Below are 22,428 nucleotides of genomic sequence, written 5' to 3' on the forward strand. Positions count from 1 at the left end.
GTCGTGCCCTCGACCCTAGGAGCTGGAGCGCACTCCAGCGCAAAACCCTGGCCGTCGGCTCAGCCCTCGTCACCCGCGAGGTAGACGCCGAAGACCGCGCCCTGCGGATCGCGCAGTACCGCGATGCGCGGACCGTCCGGCACGGAGGTGGGCTCCATCAGGGCCGTGCCGCCCGCCCTGATCGCCGTCGCGGCGGTGGCGTCGACGTCGGCCACCGCGAAGTACGGCAGCCAGTGCGGCGGCACCTCGTGCGGGAACTTGTCGTCCATGATCATCAGGCCGCCGAAGTCCTGACCGGCGATGCCCCACTGGGTGTAGTTCTCCGAGGCGTTGATGGTCCAGCCGAAGACGGTCGTGTAGAAGTCGCGTGCGCGTGCGGGCTCCCGGGTGAGCAGTTCGACCCAGCCCAGCGCGCCGGGCGCGTTGAACAGTCCGGCGCCCTCGAAGGCCCGTGGCTGCCACAACGTGAAGGCGGCGCCGGCCGGGTCGGCGGCCACCGCGAAGCGGCCCATGTCGAACACGTCCATCGGGCCCATCAGCACCGTCCCGCCGGCCGCCGTGATCTGCTGCGCGGTCTCGTCGGCGTCCCGGACGGCGAACGACACGGTCCACGCGACCGGCTGCCCCTCCTGGTACAGCGGCGTCAGCGCGGCCACCGCCGCGTCGTCCAGGTGCGCGACCGTGTAACCGCCCGCCTCCTCGCGGACGTCGGTCTCGGACCGCCAGCCGAACAGCTCGGCGTAGAACCGCTTGGCCCCGTCCATGTCACTCGTGCCCAGTTCGACCCAGCAGGGGCCGCCGACCACCGGCTTGTCGAGCTTCATCCGACGTTCCTTCCGCAGCGCGAACCTCCACCAGCACGCTAGCCCCGCCCACTGACAGCGGCCATCCGGAAACCTTCTCGCGCCCGGCGCCGCCGCCGACGTACGATCCCTCGCGTACCGCACCGCATGGCGGCCTCCAGACGATCACCCCTGCCCGGAGGTTCCGCATGTCCGCGCCCCAGGTGCGCCCCTTCCGCCGTGACGACCGCGACCAGCTCACCGAACTGGTCAACGCGCACGTCGCCGCCGTCGTCCCCGGTGTCTCCGTCTCCGTCAACACCGTGCTCAGCGCGCTGGAGCGGGAGCCCGACGAGTTCATCACCGACCCGTGGGTGAGCGAGCGGGTCACGCTGGTCGCCGAACAGCGCGGCTCCATCGTGGCCGCCGCCCATCTGCTGCGTTACCGCGCCGACGCAGAGATCGGCGAGCACTACCGCGACGCCGGTGAGATCCGCTGGTTCGTGTGCGCCCCCGCGGCCTCGTTCCGACCGGACACCGAGCGGGCCGCCGACCTGCTCATGCAGGCCTGCCTCGCCCGGCTGGCCCGCTGGCAGGTCCGGGTGCGGTACGCCGACGGCGCGCTCGCGGCCCCGGCCGTGTACGGGCTGCCCCGGCCCTGGCCGCACGTCCGGTCCGTCTACGAGCGCGCCGGGTTCCGCCACACCGGCGGCACGGAAGTGCTGCTCATCGCCCGCGTCGCCGACCTGCCCCGGCCGGAACGCCGGCCGGGTGTGACGTACGAGCGCACGCTCGGGGAGTGCGGTACCCGCTGGACGGCGTACGACGACGGGCGCGCCGTCGGTTTCGTCGAGGTGGACACGGCGCTCGCCCGGCCCGAGCGGCACGTAAGGGCCGGCGGTCTCGCGGACGTCGGCAACCTGCACGTCGAGCCGTCCCGCCGGGCGGAGGGCTGGGAGCGCCGCTTGCTCGCCCAGGCCGCCGACTGGCTCCGCCTGTGCGGCGCGGACCGCGTCCTGGCCTACGAGGCGGCCGAGGATCGTACGGCGATCGACCGGCTCACCGAGGCGGGTTTCCGGGAGCTGACCCGCACCGACCGCGGCTGGGAGCACCGCCCGGTGTGAGAGGGCGTCAGATGCCCGGCCGGTACCGGATCGGATGATCCGCCGGCACCTCCACCAGCACGATCGGCACGCCGTCCGGATCCGCGATCCACATCTCGATCAGTCCCCATGGCTCGCGGACCGGCGGCCGCACGATCTCCACGCCCTTGCCCCGCAGCTCGTCGTGCGCGGCGGCCACGTCGTCGACCTGCAGCCACAGCCGTACGGCCGGCGACGGCGGGCTCTCGGAGCGGCCGGAGAGTTCCAGGTGGCCGCCGCCGAGGAAGTAGACGGTGCCGCGGTCCGGCCCGGTGCCGAACTCGCGGTAGACGGCGAGCCCCAGCTGCTCGCCGTAGAAGACACGGGACCGCTCGGGGTCGGTGGGGCGCAGCAGGATCCGCCCGCTCAGTACATGCACCATGCACCCGGAGCCTAGGCCAGCGGCGGCGTTAGGCTCGTCGATGCCCCGTGCCGCGCCGGAGAATTCGGAGAGACAAGCTCATGGACAGCGCCACCGCCCACTCACTGACCTTCCGTGACGCCATCGACGCCGATGTGGACACGCTGGTCGCACTGATCGAGTCGGCCTACCGGGGCGACTCCAGCCGGGCCGGGTGGACCACCGAGGCGGACATCCTCCAAGGGCAGCGGACCGATCCCGAGGGCGTGCTGGCGGTCATCAAGGCGCCGGACAGCAGGCTGCTGACCGTGGAGCGGGACGGCACCGTCGTCGCCTGCTGCCAGCTCGAACACCGTGGCGACCACGCCTACTTCGGCATGTTCGCGGTCAGCCCCCTGCTCCAGGGCTCCGGCCTGGGCAAGGTGATCATCGCGGAGGCGGAGCGGCAGGTCCGCGAGACCTGGGGCGCCACGGAGATGCACATGACCGTGATCTCCGTACGCGAGGACCTCATCGCCTGGTACGAGCGGCGCGGCTACCGCCGTACGGGGCGGATGACGCCGTTCCCGTACGGCGACGAGCGGTTCGGCATTCCGCAGCGCGACGACCTGCAGTTCGAACTGCTGGTCAAGGAACTCGCGTAGGGCCTACGCCGTGAACCGGCCGGTGCGCTTGATCTCCGGGTAGTCGGTCGTCGCGCCGTCCAGTTCCAGCGCTCGTACCAGACGCAGGTGCTCCTGCGTGTTCACCACCCAGCCGATGATCCGCAGGCCCGCCCCGCGCGCGTGCTCCACGACCTCCAGGGTGAGCCTGCGGATGTTGAGGCAGACGGTCGCCGCACCGGCCCCGACGGCGCGCTCCACGACGTCCGTGCCGTACCGGCTCGCGATCAGCGCGGTGCGTACGCCGGGCACCAGCCGGGCGATCTCGGCGACCGCCTCCTGGTGGAACGAGGAGACCTCCACCCGGCCGGTCAGATCCCGCTCCCGCATCACCTCGGCCAGCGCCCGTGCCGCCCGCACGTCCTTGATCTCCGCCTGCAGCGGCGACCGGACCGCGTCCAGGACCTCCTCGAACACCGGGATCCGCTCGCCCCGGCCCGCGTCCAGGGCGCGCAGCTCGGCGAGGGACTTCTCGGCGATCGGCCCCGAGCCGTCCGTCGTACGGTCCACGTCGGTGTCGTGCATGACGACGAGGGCGCCGTCCTTGCTCAGATGCAGGTCGAGTTCGATCGCGTCGAGACCGGCCTCCTGAGCGGCGACGAAGGACCGGAGGGTGTTCTCGGGCTCCACTCCCATGACTCCGCGGTGACCGATGGTGAGGAAGTTCAAGGTTCGACTCGCTTCCGTCGACGGCGGCGGGGGTGGCGTCGCGGCCACCTGTGGACCGTATCGCCCGGGACCGTGCCGGGCAGAGCGTGACGACGGGGCGATGTGTATTCGAGGTCGCCGTGTCCCACAGGAAAAAGTGCGGTGAAGGCGGGGGTGGCGCAGAATAATTTCCCGGGGGTCCCCTTGCTGGGTGAAAGCTGGTGTGTATACGGTCTCCTTACGCGAGGTTCTCCCGTGGAGGATGGGACATGACGGAAATTCTTGTGCAGGTGGGCGCGGAGGAGAAGGTTCCTCCCGTGACCAGGGTGGTTGAGCACCCGGCGTGGCCCGTGCTCAAGGATGCCGTGGAGCAGATCCGGCCATGGCAGTCCAAGGACGGATCGATCGACTTCGAGGCCGAGGGCGCCCCCGACCCGGCGGAGGCCGAGCTCGCCGTACGGCGTGTCGTCGACGCCGTCGAGGAACTGTCCCCGCTGCTGCCGCACGACGCCGCCTACCACGCGGCCCTCGTGCAGGACCTGCGCCGCTGGGCCGACGACGGCTTCCAGGTGCCCGACTTCCTGGACTCACTGCTCGCCTTCCAGCCCGCCGCGAACCGGCAGCACGGCCTGCAGCACCTGGTCGTCTTCCCGATGTACACCCAGAACGGCAACCCCGACCGCAACCTCGAAGCGGTCGTGCTGCGCATGGTCTGGCCGGACTGGCTGGCCGAGCTGGAGCGCACCCGCTACGACAACCCGCTGTTCTGCGGCATCACCTTCGAGGACTTCACGGCCGGTTACGACACCAACTCCGCCGTCCTCTTCCCCGAGACCATCGCCGTGCGCCAGGCGCCCGAGCGGTTCTCCTGGGGCGGCATCTTCTGCGACCGCGAGGCGGCCCGCTTCCGCCGGGTCACCGAGGCCGCCGTCGACATCCTGGGCCTGGACCTGCCCGAGGACATCGCCGCCATGGTCCACGACCAGAAGCGCTGCGAAGAGGCCTTCGTGCTGTGGGACATGGTCCACGACCGCACCCACAGCCACGGCGACCTGCCGTTCGACCCGTTCATGATCAAGCAGCGCCAGCCGTTCTGGATGTACGGCCTGGAGGAGCTACGCTGCGACCTCACCGCCTTCAAGGAGGCCGTGAAGCTGTCCGGCGAGGGCGTTCCGCAGGCCCGTGACGTGCAGTACGCGGTGCTGTTCGACCGTATGTTCCGCTTCCCGGTCACCGGCGAGCGGGTGCGCAACTACGACGGCCTGGGCGGCCAGCTGCTCTTCGCCTACCTGCACAAGCACGACGTCGTCCGGTGGACCGACAACAAGCTGTCCATCGACTGGGAGCGCGCGCCGCAGGTCACCAACCAGCTGTGCGCCGAGATCGAGAAGCTCTACCGGGACGGCATCGACCGCCCGAAGCTCGTGCACTGGTTCGCCGGGTACGAGCTGGTCTCCACCTACCTCGCCCCGCACCCGGGTTCCAAGTGGGCCAACGGCCCGGACGCCCTGGACCTGACCCAGCCGCCGCGCAAGCTCGTCGATGACGTGCTTCCGGACGAGTTTCCGCTGAGCATGTTCTATGAAGCGCTGTCCAAGAAACTCAAGAACGTGATTGCCTCGACCCGGGGCATCACGGCGGACACCGCCGAGCGGGTCGCCGCGTGAGCGATCACGTCCAGAACACTGCTCAGGAGGCGAAGACCATGGGGAACGGTGCTCTCAGCGGTGCGGTGATCGCGGTGGCCGGCGCGGGCGGACCCGCCGGCCGGGCGACGCTGCTGCGGCTGGCCGAGGCGGGCGCGACCGTCGTCGGCTCCGACAACGACCCGGAGCGACTGGCGGAGGCCGTGGACGCGGCCAGCTACGCGCACGGCGGCGCCACCGTCGTCGGCGACACGGTCGACCTGCTCGACCGGCAGGCCGCCCAGGACTGGGCCAATCGCGTCGAGAAGGACTTCGGGCGCGTCGACGGCCTGGTCCACCTGGTCGGCGGCTGGCGCGGCAGCGAGACCTTCACCAAGACCCGGCTCGACGACTGGGACCTGCTGGAGCTGCTGCTCATCCGCACCGTCCAGCACACCTCCCTCGCCTTCCACGAGGCGTTGCAGCGCAGCGACCGCGGCCGGTACGTCCTGATCAGCGCCGCCGGCGCCAGCAAGCCCACCGCGGGCAACGCCGCGTACGCCGCCGCCAAGGCCGCCGCCGAGGCGTGGACGCTGGCCCTGGCCGACTACTTCGGCAAGGCCGGGGGCGAGCACGGGCCGAACGCGGCGGCTGCCATCCTGGTGGTGAAGGCACTGGTGCACGACGCCATGCGCGCCGAGCGACCCAACGCGAAGTTCGCGGGCTTCACCGACGTCAACGACCTGGCGGAGGCCATCGCCGGTGTCTGGGACAAGCCCGCCGCCGAAGTGAACGGACAACGTCTGTGGCTGACCGAGAAGCCGTGAACCCCCCGAAGACCGACGCGCGTCGCCATCACGACCCCGAGGTCCGCGGTTTCGCCAGTGACAACTACGCCGGTGCCCACCCGGAGGTGCTCGCCGCCCTGGCCCTGGCCAACGGCGGGCACCAGGTCGCGTACGGCGAGGACGCGTACACCGAGAACCTCCAGCGCGTCATCCGCAGCCACTTCGGTGCCACGGCGGAGGCGTTCCCGGTGTTCAACGGCACCGGCGCCAACGTCGTCGCCCTGCAGGCGGTCACCGACCGCTGGGGCGCGGTGATCTGCGCCGAGAGCGCGCACATCAACGTCGACGAGTGCGGGGCGCCGGAGCGGGTCGGCGGGCTGAAGCTGCTCACCGTGCCCACGCCCGACGGCAAGCTCACGCCCGAGCTGATCGACCGGCAGGCGTACGGCTGGGACGACGAGCACCGTGCGATGCCGCAGGTCGTCTCCATAGCCCAGGCCACCGAGCTGGGCACGGTCTACACGCCGGACGAGATCCGGGCGATCTGCGAACACGCCCACGCGCACGGGATGAAGGTCCACCTGGACGGCTCCCGCATCGCCAACGCGGCCGCCTCCCTGGACGTCCCGATGCGGACCTTCACCAACGCGGCCGGCGTCGACATCGTCTCCCTGGGCGGCACCAAGAACGGCGCCCTGTTCGGTGAGGCCGTCGTGGTCATCAACCAGGACGCCGTCAGTCATATGAAGCATCTGCGCAAGCTGTCCATGCAGCTCGCCTCCAAGATGCGCTTCGTGTCGGTGCAGTTGGAGGCCCTGCTGGCCAGGGACCTGTGGCTGCGCAACGCCCGGCACTCCAACGAGATGGCCCAGCGCCTCGCCGAGGGCGTACGCGCCGTGCACGGTGTCGAGCTGCTGCACCCTGTGCAGGCCAACGCGGTCTTCGCGCGGCTGCCGCACGACGTGAGCGAGCGCCTGCAGAAGCGGTTCCGCTTCTACTTCTGGGACGAGGCCGCCGGTGATGTGCGCTGGATGTGCTCCTTCGACACGACGGAGGAGGACGTGGACGCGTTCGTCGCGGCGCTCAAGGAGGAGATGGCGCGGTAAGTCCGCGTATTGCAGAGGAGCCAGTGCATAGATATGCGGTCAACTGAAAAGTCATTGACTCTCGGGTGATCGCGTTTCTATGCTCTGCGGGCATGGAGCTGATCCAGGAAAACCCCGACCTGTCCGCCTATCTGGCCGCCGACGAGGCCATCGACCACGATCATCCGCGCGTACGGGAGACGGCCGCGCGGCTCGCCGCATCGGCTGCTGACTCGTATGACTATGCGCGGATGGCGTTCGAATTCGTTCGGGACGCCATTCCGCACTCCCAGGACTCCGGCGATCTCCGCGTCACCTGGCGTGCGTCCGACGTCCTGGAGCGGCGCACGGGCATCTGCTACGCCAAGGCCCACGCCCTGGCCGCACTGCTGCGGGCCGAGGACATCCCTACCGCCCTGTGCTACCAGAGGTTCGACGTGGTGCACGGGCTGGTCGCCGTCCGCTTCAACGGTGCCTGGCATCGGCAGGACCCCCGCGGAAACAAGCCGGGCGTGGACGCGCAGTTCTCCCTGGACGGTGAGCGCCTGGCCTTCACGCCCGACCCGAAGTCCAATGAGCTGGACCATCCAGTCTTGTATGCTGCACCGCATCCCATGGTGCTGGAGGCACTCAAGGCGGCCCCCGACCGGCCGTACCTCTGGCAGCACCTTCCCACCGCACTCTGAGGCAAGGCGGATCATGACTGGCACGCTGACCGTGTCCGACGAGGTGCGTGCACTCGCACCCGGCTTCACCCACGTCGCCGTCGAGGCGCACGGACTCGTCAACGGTCCCAGCACCGACGACAGTTCGGCCCTCCTCGACGAAGCGGCCCGCCGTCTCGCCGTACGCCTGGGCGGGCGCGCCCCGCACGAGGATCCGCACATGGCCGCCTGGCGCGAGGTGTACGCGGCGTTCGGTTCGAAGCCGTCGCGCACCCGCAACTCTGCGGAGGCGCTGGCCAGGAGGGCCCTCACGGACGCCGGTCTGCCCCGGATCAACGTCCTCGTCGACGTCTACAACGCCATCAGCGTCGCCCATCTGATCCCGGTCGGCGGCGAGGACATCGACCGCATCGAGGGCGGGATGCGGCTGGTGCGGGCCACGGGCGACGAGGACTTCGTGACCGTCGCCGGCGGCGAGGAGGTCGTGGAACACCCCGACCCCGGCGAGGTGGTGTGGCGCGACGAGGCAGGGGTCACCTGCCGCCGCTGGAACTGGCGCCAGGGCCCACGCACCCGGCTCACCGAGGAGACCGTCTCGGGCATCTTCCTCCTGGAGACCATGGCCCCGATGCCGGTCGCCGAGGCCGAGGAGGCGGCCGCCGAACTCGCCGCCCTCCTGGAGAAGTTCAGCCCCGGCGCCCGGATCACGGTGCACGATCCTGGCCCGATCCCGCCACAGGGGTGATCCGTCGCCGTCGCCGATCTTCCCGGCACTGCGGGATCGCGGAGCCGGGGCGGTTCGCCGCGCCGAGTAGGCGCCGGCTGTCCTTGAGCGGCTCGGCGCCGCAACCGAGCCGGTCGGAGGCGGAGTCACCGGGCAGCGTTCCGGAGCAGGTGCTGCGTACCGGCATCCAGTCCCGACCCCGGCGCGACAGGCGGTTGCCGGGCTGTCAGCGCGCCTCGGCCTCGCGGACCTGTTCCGGGGTGGGGGCGGTGCCGCCGAGGTGGGCGGGGAGCCACCAGGCGTCGTCCGTGCCGCGGGGGCGTCCGGGGTAGGCGCGCTGGGCCGCGTCCAGCAGGTCCTGGACGCGCTCGCGCAGGCGGCGGGTGATCGCGCCCGCGTACTGGTCGCGGGGAGCGTCGACCGCCTCGCCGACCCGGATCGTGACCGGGATGTGGCTGCGCTTGAAGTTGCGCGGGTGGCCCTTGGTCCACAGCCGCTGCGTGCCCCACACGGCCATCGGGATCAGCGGCACGCCCGCCTCCTGGGCCAGCCGCGCCGCACCCGACTTGAAGCTCTTCAGAGTGAACGACTGCGAGATCGTGGCCTCCGGGAACACGCCGACGATCTCGCCGGAGCGCAGCGAGTCCAGAGCGTGCTGATAGGCCGCCTCGCCCTGCTTGCGGTCCACCGGGATGTGCCGCATGCCGCGCATCAGTGGACCGGAGATGCGGTGCCGGAAGACGGACTCCTTCGCCATGAAGCGCACCAAGCGCTTCTGGGGGAGCGCGGCCAGGCCGTTGAAGACGAAGTCCAGATAGCTGATGTGATTGCTCACCAGCACTGCGCCGCCCGAGCGCGGGATGTTCTCCGACCCCTGGCAGTCGATCTTCAGGTCCCAGACCTTGAACAAGGTCCGCGCGAGACCGACGACGGGACGGTAGACGAGTTCTGCCATGGGCGGGGTGGACCCTTCCTGCTCAGCCTGGGAAGGGACTCCCGGCGGACAAGTTACGCAGCCGTAGGTTACGGCATCTCGCCGATCGTGCCCCAAGAACGGGCGGGGAGCCAGTCCTGGTGCCCGGCCGATGCGAGATCCTCGTCACGTCGGCGCCCAGGTCCACGCAGCCAGCCCCAGCCGGACGGGCCCCGGCGTGTAGCCGACAGGCCGACGCCCCTGTCACCCTGTGGAAGGCCCGGCCGTACGGCGAATGGCCCACGCCGCCCGCCGCGCCGAGCGCGAACACCAGGGTCTGCCCAGAATTCCGCGGCGAAAAGGCCGCCGGGAGGCGGGAATCTCTGCGGTCTCGTGAACGCTTGTGCTGGGCATGGCGGGAGTTGCGACAGGTCGGGTGGTGCGTGCGCGTGCGTGACGAGGGCAAGCGGCTCGGTGTGGCCGAACTGGGTGCCGAACTCGGTGAGCGGGCCACGCTGGTGCAGTTCTCCAGTGCCTTCTGCGCGCCCTGCCGGGCGACCCGGCGCATCCTCGGCGAGGTGGCCGACCTGGTCCCGGGTGTCACCCACGTCGAGATCGACGCCGAGGCACATTTGTCCCTCGTGCGCACGCTCGACATCGTCAAGACCCCGACCGTGCTGGTGCTGGACGCCGACGGCCGGGTCGTGCGGCGGGCCGTGGGACAGCCGCGCAAGGCCGATGTGATCGCCGCGCTGGGGCAGGCTGTGCGCGTCGAGGGCCCCGGGTCCATCGAAGGCCCCAGGGCCTGAGATCCAGATCCCGGATTCCGGGACGCGCTTGACTGTGCGCGGCATCTATCGTCAGCTTGACCCTATGCCTTCGGAAGTCCTTCTCTTCGGCCGGGTCCACGTCGACCTCGTCCGCACCGCGAGCGCGCGCTGTCCGGGTTGCTGAACAGCCCAGGATCCGCTCGTCGTCCCCCGCAGAAGGTCAACTCCATGACGGCCACCCCCGGCCTCGCCGCACCCGCCTCTCCGTCAACCGCCGCTCCCGACCTGTTCCGCGCCGTCTTCCGGCGGCACGCGGCCGGCGTGGCGGTGATCACGGCACGCGGTGACACCGGCCCGGTCGGCTTCACCGCCACCTCCCTCACCTCGGTCTCCGCCGAACCGCCGCTGCTCTCCTTCGGGATCGGCACGGGGTCGTCCAGCTGGGCGGCGATCTCCGGGGCCGACCATGTCGGCGTCCACATACTCGGTGAGCATCAGCAGGAGCTGGCGGCCACCTTCGCGCGCAGCGGCGCCGACCGGTTCGGCGCGCCCACTGTCTGGCGCGAGGGCCCCGAGGGCGTTCCCGTGCTCGACGGCGTGCTGGCCTGGCTGGTGTGCGCGGTGCACGCGCGCGTGCCCGCGGGTGACCACCGTCTCGTGCTCGCGGAGGTCGTCGGCGGCGACCCGGCCGGCGCGGGCCGGCCGCTGCTGTACCACCAGGGACGCTTCACCGCGTTGCGTGACTGAGCGCACCTGCGGAATCGTCCAGTTCCGGTTACGCTGCGTTGCGAAGGTCACAGTTCAAAGCGCTTGCTTAGCGGGCATGCACTGGGTGTACTGACGAGTAATATCTCGTTCGGAGCGCGGGTCGCCCCGACCGGGATCGGCCGCTAGAGGCGCCTATGCTGCCTGCAAGAAGGCAGCCTGAAAATGACGATTGCAGTAGGAGAGCCGGCGTGAGCTTGAGGATCGTTGTCACTGTGAAGTACGTGCCCGACGCCACTGGCGACCGGCACTTCGCCGATGACCTGACCGTCGACCGGGACGACGTGGACGGTCTGCTCTCCGAACTCGACGAGTACGCGGTCGAGCAGGCGCTGCAGATCGCCGAGGACGCCGACGACGCCGAGGTCACCGTCCTGACGGTCGGCCCCGAGGACGCCAAGGACGCGCTGCGCAAGGCCCTTTCGATGGGCGCCGACAAGGCGATCCACGTCGAGGACGACGACCTGCACGGCACCGACGCCATCGGCACCTCCCTGGTGCTGGCCAAGGCGATCGAGAAGGCCGGCTACGACCTGGTCATCTCCGGCATGGCCTCCACCGACGGCACCATGGGCGTCGTACCGGCGCTGCTCGCCGAGCGGCTGGGCGTCCCGCAGGTCACCCTGCTCTCCGAGGTCTCCGTCGAGGACGGCACCGTCAAGGGCCGCCGCGACGGCGACGCCGCCTCCGAGCAGCTTGAGGCCGCGCTTCCGGCCGTCGTGTCCGTCACCGACCAGTCGGGCGAGGCGCGTTACCCGTCCTTCAAGGGCATCATGGCCGCCAAGAAGAAGCCGGTGGAGTCCTGGGACCTGTCCGACCTCGACATCGAGGCCGAAGAGGTCGGCCTGGACGGCGCCTACACCACGGTCGACGCCGCGGCCGAGCGCCCGGCCCGCACGGCCGGCACGATCGTCAAGGACGAGGGCGAGGGCGGCAAGCAGCTCGCTGAGTTCCTCGCGAGCCAGAAGTTCATCTGAGCCCTGAGCTCGACTTCGCCGACCGCCCCGCACACTTCGCAAGCAGGAGAGAAGAAGTCCCATGGCTGAAGTTCTCGTCTACGTCGACCACGTGGACGGTGCCGTCCGCAAGCCCACCCTGGAGCTGCTGACGCTGGCCCGTCGCATCGGCGAGCCCGTCGCCGTCGCCCTCGGCAACGGCGCCGCCGACACCGCCGCCACGCTCGCCGAGCACGGCGCGACCCGCGTCCTCACCCACGACGCCGCCGAGTACGCCGACTACCTGGTCGTCCCGAAGGTGGACGCCCTGCAGGCCGCCTACGAGGCCGTCTCCCCGGCCGCCGTACTGGTGCCGTCCTCCGCCGAGGGCAAGGAGATCGCCGCGCGTCTGGCCCTGCGCATCGGCTCCGGCATCATCACCGACGCCGTCGACCTGGAGGCCGGCGACGAGGGCCCCGTGGCCACGCAGTCGGTGTTCGCCGCGTCCTACTCCACCAAGTCCCGTGTCTCCAAGGGCACCCCGGTCATCACGGTCAAGCCGAACTCGGCCGCCGTGGAGGCCGCGCCGGCCGCCGGCGCCGTCGAGGCCCTGTCGGTGACCTTCTCCGCCCAGGCCACCGGCACCAAGGTCACCGGCCGCACCGCCCGTGAGTCGACCGGCCGTCCGGAGCTGACCGAGGCCGCGATCGTGGTCTCCGGCGGCCGCGGTGTGGGCGGCGCGGAGAACTTCGCGCTCATCGAGGCGCTCGCCGACTCCCTCGGCGCGGCCGTGGGTGCCTCGCGTGCCGCGGTGGACGCGGGCTGGTACCCGCACACCAACCAGGTCGGCCAGACCGGCAAGTCGGTCTCGCCGCAGCTGTACATCGCCTCCGGCATCTCCGGCGCGATCCAGCACCGGGCCGGTATGCAGACCTCGAAGACCATCGTGGCCGTCAACAAGGACCCCGAGGCCCCGATCTTCGAGCTGGTCGACTACGGCGTCGTCGGCGACCTGTTCGACGTGGTCCCGCAGCTGACCGAGGAGATCAAGTCCCGCAAGGGCTGATCGTCCGCAGGCTGTACGAGGCCCCCGTGACCGGCGACGGTCACGGGGGCCTCGGCTCATCCGAGGCTCATTCATGGCTCATTCGTGGGTCATCCGAGCGTGAGGGTCGCCTGCACGGGCAGATGGTCGCTCGGGAACTGCCCGTCCACCGAGAAGGTGTTGATGTCCGCCCGGTGCACGGTGACGCCGGGCGTGGCGAGGATCCAGTCGATCCGGTCGCCGTTCGGCGTCAGCGGCCGGTAGCCGTGGAAGGTGGCGTAGTGCGGGCCGCGCTCGGCGGCCGTCTCCCAGGTGTCGACGAGCCCGGCGCCCAGCATCGTGTCGTAGACCGGGTTCTTGTGCGCGGCGACGTTGAAGTCGCCGGTCACCAGCAGCGGCAGCGAGCGGTCCAGTCCGGCGATCCGCTGCGCGGTCAGCGCGGCGGCACGCGCGCGTGCGTCCTGGCTGCGGTTGTCCAGGTGGGTGTTGAGGAAGTAGAACTCCCGGTCGCCGTCCCGCAGATCACGGAAGCGGACCCAGGTGACCATGCGGATGGATCCGCCGCCCCAGGTGTTCGACCCGATGACGTCGGGGGTGTCGGAGAGCCAGAAGTGGTCGTACTCGAGCGGGGCGAGGCGCCGGGTGTCGTAGAAGATCGCCATGAACTCGTCGCGGCTGCCGCCCGCGCGGCCGGTGCCGATCCAGTCGTGGTGCGGGCCGAGGTCGGACTCGATGTCCAGCAGCTGCTGGTAGAGGCCCTCCTGGGTGCCGATGAGGTGCGGGCGCTCGCGGCGCAGCAGCTCCCGCGTCACGGGTCTGCGCACGGCCCAGCTGTTGGGTTCGGTGGTGCTCGCGAAGCGGAGGTTGAACGACATGGTCTCCAACCGTCGGCCGGCGCGCTTCACCGCGGGCGTGAGGTCGGGCTCCTCCGCCGAGGCGGCCGACGACGACAGTGCTGTACTGGAGAGGGGCAGGGCGGCCGCCGCGGCTAACGCGGTCTTCAGGCCCAGGCGGCGTGTGACTCGGCTCTGGTTCGGCACGGGGCTCCTTCGACGGGGCGGCCAGGGGAGTCGGTGTACGAAGTGTTCTACCGCCTCATGAGATGAGCGTGAACATGCCGAAAGGTCCGGGTGGCCCGGTGAGGAAGCGGTGTTGACCTGGTGGAAGGTCCCCGGATAACTTCATTCTACGGATTGTTGATTCCGCATAGCGGAAAATAGGAGGGTGTGGGATGGGTCAGGGCCAGCAGGAGCAGGTCGCGACGAGCCTCGCGGGCACGGTCAGCGAGGAGATCAGCGACTCCCTCGCGCCGGTCGACGCCGAACTGGAGCGCCGCTACCCCGGAGACCCCGGCACCCGTCAGCCCGTCCACACCGTCTACGTCCCCGGTGACGCCTTCGCCGCCGACACCATCCGTTCCTGGGGCGACCAGGCGCTCGCCGCCCTCGACGAACACGCCCCGGACGCCGCGTCCTTCGCCGCCGTCCTGGGGCTCGCCGACGACCTCGCCGAGCCCGTGTACGCGCGCGTGCGCGCCAAACTGGAACGCGAGCCCATCGAGGACCTCCGCGTCGACTTCGAGGACGGCTACGGCCCCCGCCCCGACGCCGAGGAGGACGAGACGGCCGCCCGGGCGGCACGGCTGATCGCGCAGGCGTACGAGAACGGGACTGCGGCGCCGTACATGGGCATCCGCATGAAGTGCATGGAGGCGCCGGTACGGGACCGGGGCATCCGCACCCTCGACATCTTCCTCACCGGCCTGATGCGGGCCGGCGGCCTGCCGGACGGGCTGGTCCTCACCCTGCCCAAGGTGACGTATCCGGAGCAGGTCACCGCCATGGTCCGGCTGCTGGACGCGTTCGAGAAGGCGCACGCCCTGGAACCCGGCCGGCTGGGCTTCGAGATCCAGATCGAGACCAGCCAGTCCATCCTCGCCGCCGACGGCACCGCCACCGTCGCCCGGATGATCCAGGCCGCCGAGGGCCGCGCCACCGGGCTGCACTACGGCACCTTCGACTACAGCGCCTGCCTCGGCGTCTCCGCCGCCTACCAGGCCAGCGACCACCCCGCCGCCGACCACGCCAAGGCGATCATGCAGGTCGCGGCGGCGGGCACGGGTGTGCGGGTGTCGGACGGCTCGACGAATGTGTTGCCGGTCGGCCCCACGGAAAAGGTTCACGACGCCTGGCGACTGCACTACGGCCTCACCCGCCGCGCCCTGGCCCGCGCCTACTACCAGGGCTGGGACATGCACCCCGGTCACATCCCCACCCGGTACGCGGCCGTCTTCGCCTTCTACCGCGAGGGCTTCGAGCAGGCCGCCGCGCGCCTCGCCCGCTACGCCAACCGGGCCGGCGGCGACGTCATGGACGAGCCCGCCACCGCCAAGGCCCTCAGCGGCTACCTGCTGCGCGGCCTGGACTGCGGCGCGGTCGACATCGCCGAGGTCGCCCGGCTGACCGGCCTCACCCGGGCCGACCTGGAAGGCTTCGCCGCACCCAGGCGGGGCGACCTGACCGCGTCCGCGAAGTAGGCGGCGGGCCTGTCACAGAGGCCACCTGCGGCCGTTGTCGTCGGTGCTGCCCCGTAATCTGTACGGCACTCATGCAAGGGTCGTAGGGCGTAGGAACGGGGCAGCGGTGTCTTCGGGGGAGTACGGACAGGCGGACGGGGCCGGTCGGTTGCTGGCCGGACGCTATCGCGTGGTGGCGCAGCTCGGCCGGGGCGGCATGGGCGTGGTCTGGAGAGCGGTCGACGAAGTCCTCGGCCGTGAGGTCGCCGTCAAGGAACTGCGCACCTACACCGACGCCGCCGGGCCCGAACTCGCCGATCTGCGGCTGCGGATGCAGCGCGAGGCCCGTGCCGCCGCCCGGGTACGGCATCCCGGGGTCGTCGCCGTGCACGACATCGCCGAGGTCGACGGCCGCCCGCTGATCGTGATGGAGCTGGTCGACGGGCCCTCCTTGGACGACGTGCTGCGCGACCGGGGCACGCTCGACCCGCGGGAGGCCGCCGGGATCGGCGCCAAGGTCTTGGACGCGCTGGCCGCCGCCCACCGAGTCGGCGTACTGCACCGTGACGTGAAGCCCGGCAACATCCTGCTGGACCGCTCGGGGCGGGTGCTGCTGACCGACTTCGGCATAGCGACGATGGAGGACCCCGGCGACGGCTCGGCGACCCACCTCACCCGCAGCGGCGAACTCGTCGGCTCCCTCGACTACTTGGCCCCCGAACGGGCCCAGGGCGCCGACCCCGGCCCCGCCTCGGACGTCTGGGCCCTCGGCGCCACGTTGTACGCCGCCGTCGAAGGCGCTTCCCCGTTCCGCCGTACGTCGACGTACTCGACCCTCACGGCGATCGTCGCCGAACCCCTGCCGGAACCCCGACGCGCCGGTCCCCTGGGCCCCGTCCTGCGCCGCCTGATGGACAAGCGCCCGGAGTCCCGACCGGAGGCGGAGGAGGCACGCGAGTTCCTGCAGGCGGTCGCGGACGCACCTGCGGCGGACCTGCCGACAGCGCTGCTGCGGGGTGCGGCAGCGGGGGCACGCTCGCGGGAGGAGCCGACGGGCCGACCAGAGACGGAACTGAGCGTTCCGGCGGTACCGCCGGGGTTCGGGCCGGTTCAGGGAGCGTCGGGTGGGGCGGCGCAGGCCTTCGCCGACGGACAGGGCGTCGGCGGGGAGACCGGGTCGGGCGCGCAGGTCTTCGGCGGGCAGCCGGGATCGGCTTCGCAGGCGTCCGGCGCGGCTGCGCGGACGGAGCCTGGTCAGCAGGGCTTCGGCGCGCCCGCGCAAACCGGCCCGGGCTCGGAGGGCTTTGGTGCGCCTGTGCGGACCGGCCCGGGCTCGCAGGGGTTTGGTGCGCCTGTGCGGACCGGCCCGGGCTCGGAGGGCTTTGGTGCGCCTGTGCGGACCGGCCCGGGCTCGCAGGGGTTTGGTGCGCCTGTGCGGACCGGCCCGGGCTCGGAGGGGTTTGGTGCGCCTGTGCGGACCGGCCCGGGCTCGGAGGGGTTTGGTGCGCCTGTGCGGACCGGCCCGGGCTCGGAGGGCTTTGGTGCGCCTGTGCGGACCGGCCCGGGCTCGGAGGGCTTTGGTGCGCCTGTGCAGACCGGCCCGGGCTCGCAGGGCTTCGGCGCGTCCGCGCAAACCGGCCCGGGCTCGCAGGGCTTCGGCGCGTCCGCGCAGACTAGCCCCGGCCCACAGCGCTACGGCGCCCCCGCCCATACCGCCCCCGATCCGCAAGCCCTCCACACCGCCGGTCCCTCCGGGCCGACCCCGCCCGCCACCTCCACCCCCACCGGCCCCGTCCCCGCCCTCGCACCCCGCCGCAAGGGCCGTGCGCTGCTCGCGGCTGCCGCGGTCGTGGTCGTCCTCGCGGCGGCCGGTGTCACGGTCCTCATGCTTGACAACTCCCCGGGCGAGGCGACGGCAGGTGTGCAGCCCACGGAATCCATCCCCCGCGCCACGGCAGCACCCTCGGCCACCGGCCCCACCGAGGGCGGCGGTTCGGCCGATGCCAAGCCCTCCGAGCAGGGCGCCCACGACAAGAAGACGCCGACCGCGGAGCAGTCGACCGGCGAGGAGCGCGAGCCCGCTCCCAAGGACACGGCACCATCCAAGGCCGCCTCCCCGTCGCAGACGGCCGGTGACGGGACCACCAGCGGCGGTTCGACGGGCGGCGGCACCGAGACCACCCCCGCGCCGTCCTGCCACTCCATAGGCGGCGGCAAGTACAACTGCACGGTCTGGCGCACCGCCAAGTCCTACACCGCCTCCGGCACCGAGGTCGGCATCCTCAACGCGGGCACCAACTACTTCTACTGCCAGCAGAACCTGGGGCGCCGCGAGACCTACGGCGAGTGGACCAACGTCTGGTGGGGCCGCACCGACGACGACAGCGGCAACGCCGGCGTCTACGTCAGCGCCGTCTACATCCAGGGCGGCGACAACGACGCCCCGGTGCCCGGCCTCCCGGTCTGCTGAGCCCGTACGTACCGCTCCAGCCCGGACGCCGTCACCAGCTTCTCGTCGGCGAACAGCCGCGTACCCCGTGCGCACAACCACCGGTCGGCCCGCGCCCGCGCACAGAACTGCTCGGGCGTCGAACCGAACAGCTCCCGCAACCGGGGCGAACCAACGAGGAGTTCCGTCAGCAGAGCCCGCTGACCGGGGTGCCTACGGGGCGCCTCGGTGCCGTCACGCAGGACGCCGTGCCGGTTGACGTACACATACGCGCCCGGCAGCGTCGTACCGTCCGCCACTTCGATCCGTACGTCGGGCGCGGGCAGCCAGGCCCGGTCGAAGTTGCCGTGCGGCAGGGGCACGCCCTCACTCGCGTCCACCACCGCCAGCTGCTCGGCGTCCAGCCAGATGACGAACAACTCCCGTAAGCAGCCGGGCGAGTGGACCGGCGACGCCGAGACATATCCCATGCGGCTCACGTGCGCGGAGACACCCACGTCGATGCCGGTGACCCGGGCCTGCACCATCGGGACGGGTGACCGGATCCCGAACTCGCACAGCTTGTGACGCAGTCGGCCGGGGCAGGCGTTGGAGCCGACGGCGAGCACCGGCGTCCGGTCCTCGTGCACCAGTCGCTCCAGCGGCAGCAGCCGGTCCCCGTCCAGAAGCCCCGACTCCCGGGGCCAGGCCCCCGGATAGCTCAGCGGCTGCTCGCGAGGCGCATCGGCAAGCCCGAGTGCCTCCAGGGTGCGGTCCTCAAGAGGTTGCGCGCGGTCGTCCACGGGCCGCTCAGTCCGCCGGCGGCAGCTCGCCCGAGCCGCGGGTGATCAGCCGGGTCGGCAGTTCGATCTTCTCCGGGACCACCAGCGAGCCGTCCAGCTGGCGGAACAGCCGTTCGGCGGCGGTACGGCCCAGCGCCGCCGCGTCCTGCGCGACGACGGTGACACCCGGCTGGAGCAGATCGGCCAGCTCGATGTCGTCGAACCCGACGAACGCGACCCGGCGCGGCTGCTCGGCCAGGACCCGGATCACGGTGACCGTCACCCGGTTGTTGCCCGCGAAGATCGCGGTGACCGGGGAGGGACCGGACAGCATCTCCTCGGCCGCCCGCCGCACCCGCAGCGGATCCGTGGCCCCCAGGGACATCCAGGCGTCCTCGACCGCTATCCCGGCGTCCTCCATGGCCGCCCGGTAGCCGCGCAGCCGCTCGGCGGCGGTGTGGATGCGCGGCATGTCGCCGATGAACCCGATCCGCCGGTGCCCGTGCGCGATCAGATGGGCCACGCCGTCCCGGGCGCCGCCGTAGCTGTCCGACAGGACGACATCGGCGTCGATCTTCCCGGCCGGACGGTCCACGAACACCGTGGCGACGCCCGCCTTCAGCTCGGGCTCCAGATAGCGGTGGTCGTCACCCGCCGGGATGACCACCAGCCCGTCCACCCGCCGCGCGCACAGCGCCAGCACCAGCTCCTGCTCCCGGTCGGGGTCCTCGGCGCTGGAGCCGTTGATCAGCAGGGCGCCGTGCGCGCGGGCGACCTCCTCCACGGCGCGGCTCAGAGGGCCGTAGAAGGGGTCGGCGAGGTCCTCCAGGACCAGCCCGATGCTCGCCGTCCGGCCCTTGCGCAGCACCCGCGCACTGTCGTTGCGGCGGAAACCTAGCGCCTCGATGGCCTCCTGGACGCGCCGCTCGGTCTCCGGGGTCACGCCCGGTTCCCCGTTCACGACCCGGGAGACCGTCTTCAGTCCGACTCCGGCGCGGGCCGCTACGTCCTTCATGGTGGGCCGGTTTCCGTAGCGGGTTCCGGCGAGGCGATGGGTCTCGGGCACGGTGCGGTGTCCTGTCCTGTGGTCCACGGGGATGCGTCGGTCCATGGTTTGTATGAGGATGTGGCGTCGAGCATAGAGCCTGGACAACGTTGTCAGAAGCGGGGGAGACTGTCCAGCGCACTCCCCGGCCCGCGCCCCACCGCTGGGTCGGCCAGCCCATTTCCCAAGGTGACGGGGGATCTCACACTGATGCACACCGACCTCGTGGCCGCGCTCGACATCGGCGGCACCAAGATCGCAGGCGCGCTGGTGGACGGCGGCGGCCGGATCGTGGTGCGCGCCCAGCGCCCCACGCCCGCTCAGCAGGACGGCGACACCGTGATGCGGGCCGTCGAGGAGGTGATCGGCGAACTCGCCGCCGCGCCGCCGTGGAGCCGCGCCGACGCGGTCGGCATCGGCAGCGCGGGCCCGGTGGACGCCTCCGCGGGCACGGTCAGCCCGGTGAACGTGCCCGGCTGGCGCGACTATCCGCTGGTGGCCCGGGTCCGGGCGGCGACCGGTGGGCTGCCCGTCGAGCTGATCGGCGACGGCGTGGCCATCACCGCCGCCGAGCACTGGCAGGGCGCGGCACGCGGCCACGGCAACGCGCTGTGCATGGTCGTCTCCACCGGCGTCGGCGGCGGCCTGGTCCTCGACGGCCGCCTCCACCCCGGCCCCACGGGCAATGCGGGCCATATCGGCCACATCAGCGTGGATCTCGACGGCGACCCCTGCCCATGCGGCTCGCGCGGCTGCGTGGAGCGCATCGCCAGCGGCCCCAACATCGCCCGCCGCGCCCTGGAGGCCGGCTGGCTGCCGGGCCCCGACGGCGACACCTCCGCCGCCGCGGTGGCCGCCGCCGCGCGTGCGGGCGACCCGGTCGCCGTGGCCTCGTTCGAACGGGCCGCCCAGGCCCTGGCCGCGGGCATCGCGGCCACCGCGACCCTGGTCGAGATCGACATCGCCGTGATCGGCGGGGGAGTGGGCAAGGCGGGCGAGGTGCTCTTCGCGCCCCTGCGCAAGGCCCTCGCCGACTACGCGACCCTGTCGTTCGTCCAGCGCCTGACCGTGGTGCCGGCCCGGATGGGCACCGACGCGGGCCTGGTGGGGGCCGCCGCGGCGGTCCTGGGCAGGAGGGCGGACGCCGCGGCGGCAGGTGTGTGAGGGCCGCGTCGGCAGGAACGTTCAGCCGGAGTCCGCGGTGGCGGCGGGGTCGTTGAATCCGTATTGGTGCGTGACTCCGGAACGGGTCCGTCAGTTGATCGGGCATGAAGAAGCGCAGCATGCTCGCCATCGCCTCCCTCGCCACCGGTTTCGTCGTCGCGGCGGTCACCCCCTCCCACGCCGTGGGTGAGGGGCTGGGCAACATCGACGTAGCGGACACCCTCAGCAAGCTCGACAAGACCCTCGCCAACGAAAACCTGCGGCTGGACCACGGCGGCACGGGTGGCCACCACAGCGTCAACAACAGCGGCAAGAAGAGTCACAAGGCCCACTGAGGCAGCGGACAGCGATACGGCGAAGCGCCGGGCCCCGCACAAGGGGTGCCGGCGCTTCCGCTTGTGCACCCTCAACTGGGGCTTGTTTCCGTGGCAGGGTGAAGCGGGCAAGGCACAGGGGGCCAACAGAAGAGGGGGAACCGTGATCGTCTGGATCAACGGCGCGTTCGGTGCGGGGAAGACCATCACCGCACGGGAACTGATCGACCTGATCCCGAACAGCACGCTCTTCGACCCCGAGGTCATCGGCGGCACACTCACGCACCTGCTGCCGGCCAAACGCCTCGCCGAGGTCGGCGACTTCCAGGATCTGCCGATCTGGCGACGCCTCGTCATCGACACGGCGGCCGCGATGCTCGCCGAACTCGGCGGCACGCTCGTCGTGCCCATGACCCTGCTGCGGCAGGAGTACCGCGACGAGATCTTCGGCGGCCTCGCCGCCCGTCGGATCACCGTCCGGCATGTCCTGCTCGCCCCGGCCGAAACGATCCTGCGCGAGCGGATAGCCGACCGTGAGATACCGCGGGACCTGCCCGACGGCGAGATACGGGTGCGGCAGTGGTCGTACGACCAGATCGAGCCGTACAAGGCCGCCCTCGCCACCTGGCTCACCGCCGACGCCCACCCCGTCGACAACGGCGCCCTCACCCCGTACGAGACCGCCGTCCGGATCGCCGAGGCCGTCAGTTCCGGTGCCGTGCCCGTCTGCGACATCGTGCAGACCCCCGAACCCACCGCCGAGACACTCGCCGCCGGTGTCCTGCTCTTCGACGAACAGGACCGTGTGCTGCTCGTCGACCCGACCTACAAGGCGGGCTGGGAGTTCCCCGGCGGCGTCGTCGAACCGGGCGAGGCGCCCGCACGTGCCGGCATCCGCGAGGTCGCCGAGGAGACCGGGATCCACCTGGACGACGTACCGCGCCTGCTCGTCGTCGACTGGGAGTCGCCCGCGCCTCCCGGGTACGGCGGTCTGCGCCTCCTCTTCGACGGTGGCAGCCTCGACTCCACGGAGGCACGGCAGTTGCTGCTGCCCGGTCCTGAACTGCGCGGCTGGCGTTTCGTCACCGAACAGGAGGCGGCCGGTCTGCTGCCGCCGGTCCGCTACGAACGGCTGCGCTGGGCGCTGCGGGCCCGGGAACGCGGGGCGGCGCTGTATCTGGAGGCGGGGGTTCCGGTCGGCTGAGGGTGGCGCCGTGCCGCCGCCGGTGCGTCCGGCTGCCTTACCAGATGTAAGGAAACTCCCCGACAA

At 71.5% G+C, this 22,428-nt stretch carries 23 protein-coding genes; 16 read left to right on the top strand and 7 right to left on the bottom strand.

Features of this window, described 5'->3' with window-relative positions:
* Positions 1–59 precede the first annotated feature (59 nt).
* A complete protein-coding gene (locus HJD23_RS38900) occupies positions 60–824 on the bottom strand; it encodes a VOC family protein (RefSeq protein WP_171107737.1) in 765 nt (254 codons plus the stop codon).
* Between the two features lie 167 nt (positions 825–991).
* On the opposite strand from HJD23_RS38900, the gene HJD23_RS38905 reads away from it, so the two are divergent.
* Positions 992–1,906, top strand: a complete 915-nt coding sequence (locus HJD23_RS38905; RefSeq protein WP_171107740.1) for a GNAT family N-acetyltransferase — start codon at positions 992–994, stop codon at positions 1,904–1,906.
* 7 nt (positions 1,907–1,913) lie between these two features.
* Here the strand turns inward: HJD23_RS38905 and HJD23_RS38910 are convergent, their stop codons facing one another.
* Positions 1,914–2,306, bottom strand: a complete 393-nt coding sequence (locus HJD23_RS38910) for a VOC family protein (RefSeq protein ID WP_171107742.1) — start codon at positions 2,304–2,306, stop codon at positions 1,914–1,916.
* A gap of 80 nt (positions 2,307–2,386) precedes the next feature.
* On the opposite strand from HJD23_RS38910, the gene HJD23_RS38915 reads away from it, so the two are divergent.
* On the top strand, positions 2,387–2,929 hold the full coding sequence (locus tag HJD23_RS38915) for a GNAT family N-acetyltransferase (RefSeq protein ID WP_171107744.1): 543 nt from the start codon (positions 2,387–2,389) through the stop codon (positions 2,927–2,929).
* A 3-nt stretch (positions 2,930–2,932) separates the two neighbouring features.
* Here HJD23_RS38915 and HJD23_RS38920 read toward each other — a convergent pair whose 3' ends face one another.
* The gene (locus HJD23_RS38920) at positions 2,933–3,616 is read right to left on the bottom strand and encodes a glycerophosphodiester phosphodiesterase family protein (protein WP_171107746.1); all 684 of its coding nucleotides are present in this window, start codon (positions 3,614–3,616) and stop codon (positions 2,933–2,935) included.
* Between the two features lie 248 nt (positions 3,617–3,864).
* On the opposite strand from HJD23_RS38920, the gene HJD23_RS38925 reads away from it, so the two are divergent.
* The 5 genes from HJD23_RS38925 (at position 3,865) to HJD23_RS38945 (ending at position 8,503) form a co-directional block, all read left to right on the top strand.
* Positions 3,865–5,262: a DUF6421 family protein gene (locus HJD23_RS38925; protein WP_171107748.1), complete on the top strand. Its 1,398-nt coding sequence runs from the start codon at positions 3,865–3,867 to the stop codon at positions 5,260–5,262.
* Between the two features lie 38 nt (positions 5,263–5,300).
* Positions 5,301–6,047, top strand: a complete 747-nt coding sequence (locus HJD23_RS38930; protein WP_171107750.1) for an SDR family NAD(P)-dependent oxidoreductase — start codon at positions 5,301–5,303, stop codon at positions 6,045–6,047.
* Complete coding sequence (locus tag HJD23_RS38935; RefSeq protein WP_171107752.1) at positions 6,044–7,114, top strand: low specificity L-threonine aldolase; 1,071 nt, start codon at positions 6,044–6,046, stop codon at positions 7,112–7,114. Before HJD23_RS38930 ends, HJD23_RS38935 begins: the two co-directional genes overlap by 4 nt.
* A 92-nt stretch (positions 7,115–7,206) precedes the next feature.
* Positions 7,207–7,779 carry a transglutaminase domain-containing protein gene (locus tag HJD23_RS38940; RefSeq protein WP_171107755.1) on the top strand — a complete coding sequence of 191 codons (573 nt, stop codon included), beginning with the start codon at positions 7,207–7,209 and terminating at the stop codon, positions 7,777–7,779.
* Between the two features lie 13 nt (positions 7,780–7,792).
* Entirely contained in the window at positions 7,793–8,503 is a 711-nt protein-coding gene (locus HJD23_RS38945; RefSeq protein ID WP_171107757.1) for a phenylalanine--tRNA ligase beta subunit-related protein, read from the top strand.
* Between the two features lie 205 nt (positions 8,504–8,708).
* On the opposite strand, the gene HJD23_RS38950 is transcribed toward HJD23_RS38945, so the two are convergent.
* On the bottom strand, positions 8,709–9,437 hold the full coding sequence (locus HJD23_RS38950; RefSeq protein WP_171107758.1) for a lysophospholipid acyltransferase family protein: 729 nt from the start codon (positions 9,435–9,437) through the stop codon (positions 8,709–8,711).
* A 401-nt stretch (positions 9,438–9,838) separates the two neighbouring features.
* On the opposite strand from HJD23_RS38950, the gene HJD23_RS38955 reads away from it, so the two are divergent.
* The 4 genes from HJD23_RS38955 to HJD23_RS38970 all read left to right on the top strand — a co-directional run bounded on the left by HJD23_RS38955 (position 9,839) and on the right by HJD23_RS38970 (position 12,931).
* Positions 9,839–10,204 (top strand): thioredoxin family protein, encoded by a 366-nt coding sequence (locus HJD23_RS38955; protein ID WP_171107760.1) that lies wholly within the window; start codon positions 9,839–9,841, stop codon positions 10,202–10,204.
* A gap of 189 nt (positions 10,205–10,393) precedes the next feature.
* Positions 10,394–10,912, top strand: coding sequence for a flavin reductase family protein (locus tag HJD23_RS38960; RefSeq protein WP_171107762.1), 519 nt, complete (start codon positions 10,394–10,396; stop codon positions 10,910–10,912).
* 209 nt (positions 10,913–11,121) lie between these two features.
* The gene (locus HJD23_RS38965; protein WP_171107764.1) at positions 11,122–11,907 is read left to right on the top strand and encodes an electron transfer flavoprotein subunit beta/FixA family protein; all 786 of its coding nucleotides are present in this window, start codon (positions 11,122–11,124) and stop codon (positions 11,905–11,907) included.
* Between the two features lie 61 nt (positions 11,908–11,968).
* On the top strand, positions 11,969–12,931 hold the full coding sequence (locus HJD23_RS38970) for an electron transfer flavoprotein subunit alpha/FixB family protein (protein WP_171107766.1): 963 nt from the start codon (positions 11,969–11,971) through the stop codon (positions 12,929–12,931).
* Between the two features lie 89 nt (positions 12,932–13,020).
* Here the strand turns inward: HJD23_RS38970 and HJD23_RS38975 are convergent, their stop codons facing one another.
* Entirely contained in the window at positions 13,021–13,950 is a 930-nt protein-coding gene (locus HJD23_RS38975; RefSeq protein ID WP_171107769.1) for an endonuclease/exonuclease/phosphatase family protein, read from the bottom strand.
* Between the two features lie 191 nt (positions 13,951–14,141).
* Here HJD23_RS38975 and HJD23_RS38980 point away from each other — a divergent pair, with 191 nt between their 5' ends.
* On the top strand, positions 14,142–15,446 hold the full coding sequence (locus HJD23_RS38980) for an aldolase/citrate lyase family protein (protein WP_171107771.1): 1,305 nt from the start codon (positions 14,142–14,144) through the stop codon (positions 15,444–15,446).
* Between the two features lie 106 nt (positions 15,447–15,552).
* The gene (locus tag HJD23_RS44445) at positions 15,553–17,895 is read left to right on the top strand and encodes a serine/threonine-protein kinase (RefSeq protein WP_240980917.1); all 2,343 of its coding nucleotides are present in this window, start codon (positions 15,553–15,555) and stop codon (positions 17,893–17,895) included.
* Here the strand turns inward: HJD23_RS44445 and HJD23_RS38990 are convergent.
* Together HJD23_RS38990 and HJD23_RS38995 are read right to left on the bottom strand one after the other, a co-directional pair.
* Complete coding sequence (locus HJD23_RS38990; RefSeq protein WP_171109367.1) at positions 17,841–18,656, bottom strand: hypothetical protein; 816 nt, start codon at positions 18,654–18,656, stop codon at positions 17,841–17,843. The two genes, HJD23_RS44445 and HJD23_RS38990, sit on opposite strands and share 55 nt — an antisense overlap.
* Before the next feature lie 7 nt (positions 18,657–18,663).
* The gene (locus HJD23_RS38995) at positions 18,664–19,701 is read right to left on the bottom strand and encodes a LacI family DNA-binding transcriptional regulator (protein WP_171109366.1); all 1,038 of its coding nucleotides are present in this window, start codon (positions 19,699–19,701) and stop codon (positions 18,664–18,666) included.
* A 189-nt stretch (positions 19,702–19,890) separates the two neighbouring features.
* Here HJD23_RS38995 and HJD23_RS39000 point away from each other — a divergent pair, with 189 nt between their 5' ends.
* The 3 genes from HJD23_RS39000 (at position 19,891) to HJD23_RS39010 (ending at position 22,362) form a co-directional block, all read left to right on the top strand.
* On the top strand, positions 19,891–20,844 hold the full coding sequence (locus HJD23_RS39000; RefSeq protein ID WP_171109365.1) for an ROK family protein: 954 nt from the start codon (positions 19,891–19,893) through the stop codon (positions 20,842–20,844).
* Positions 20,845–20,948: 104 nt separating this feature from the next.
* Positions 20,949–21,179, top strand: coding sequence for a hypothetical protein (locus tag HJD23_RS39005; RefSeq protein WP_171109364.1), 231 nt, complete (start codon positions 20,949–20,951; stop codon positions 21,177–21,179).
* A 142-nt stretch (positions 21,180–21,321) separates the two neighbouring features.
* Positions 21,322–22,362, top strand: a complete 1,041-nt coding sequence (locus tag HJD23_RS39010) for an NUDIX hydrolase (RefSeq protein WP_171109363.1) — start codon at positions 21,322–21,324, stop codon at positions 22,360–22,362.
* The last annotated feature ends 66 nt before the right edge of the window (positions 22,363–22,428 follow it).

This window comes from Streptomyces sp. Z423-1 (assembly GCF_013009255.1).
In the GTDB taxonomy this organism is placed as follows: Bacteria; Actinomycetota; Actinomycetes; order Streptomycetales; family Streptomycetaceae; genus Streptomyces; species Streptomyces gossypiisoli.